Consider the following 859-nt stretch of genomic DNA (forward strand, 5'->3'; position numbering starts at 1 on the left):
ATATCTATATAGTTTGACAGCCAGTCTTTTCGTGATTCAGTGAATACAACCATATCATCCCAACTTTCTGCACCACAAAATATAGCGCATATAGACATGAATAACAGGGAAGATAACGGATAAATGATTTTGTCTTGTTCTCGTACGTCTTCAACTCTAGATAAAAAGGCTAATACTTCGCTCATCTGTCTCTTTCGTGAGTGCAATTAACTACCCAATTATACTGAATATCTGACTAATTTATAGTCATGAAAAGACCCTGGGCTATCAAGGTCAGACACACCGGCAAATTCTGCCTCAAGCCGTTGACGTAAAGCCTGTTCACTCAAACTTTGTTCGGATAGTTTTCTTACAGCGGTATCGATAAGGCTATTCATTGTAAACTCCTGTTGCTAAGGCATCTGATTATTCTCATCAACTACTGCTTAAAATGTTTAAACATTTGTTTTCTTAAAACAAAGGGAGGGATTGTAAGGCAAGGAACGTGCCAAGAAAACGAAGAGGTGTAGGCCTTTTATCGCTGTTTGAGAATCCTAAAAACAAGAGAATATCATTAATATATACTCTTCTATTAGCCCAGTTAACATTAAATGTAGTTGTGTAACCAAATTTTAAGTGAATTGATGTTAGATGCTCTCTACTCGATCGAACATAAGCAATTGTAGAAACAAGGGATCCCTTAAAGCTTTTAAAACTGGTTTCGCTCGCAAAATGTAATCTTCTCTTCTTTAATGCTGTATTCACGCGCACCATATTATTTCATATCACTAGAGTTCACCCTTGTGATAATTTTACCATCTTTCTAAAAGGCCTTATTTTTTCTATCAATAGGATTTAATTTTTATTTATGGTAGTTTAA

The 859-nt window shown here is 35.3% G+C and carries 2 protein-coding genes; both read right to left on the bottom strand.

Features of this window, described 5'->3' with window-relative positions; all coding sequences use genetic code 11:
- Nucleotides 1–185 (bottom strand): transposase family protein (locus Lfee_RS17430; RefSeq protein ID WP_193786969.1); only part of this gene is annotated, 185 nt, incomplete at its 3' end.
- A 33-nt stretch (nt 186–218) separates the two neighbouring features.
- Entirely contained in the window at nt 219–377 is a 159-nt protein-coding gene (locus tag Lfee_RS17085; protein WP_156413395.1) for a hypothetical protein, read from the bottom strand.
- Nucleotides 378–859: the final 482 nt, after the last annotated feature.

The organism is Legionella feeleii, assembly GCF_001467625.1.
Taxonomy (GTDB): domain Bacteria; phylum Pseudomonadota; class Gammaproteobacteria; order Legionellales; family Legionellaceae; genus Tatlockia; species Tatlockia feeleii.

Coding starts and splice junctions, on each gene's coding strand:
- Lfee_RS17085 (WP_156413395.1), bottom strand. CDS start 377: ATGAATAGCCTTATCGATACCGCTGTAAGAAAACTATCCGAACAAAGT.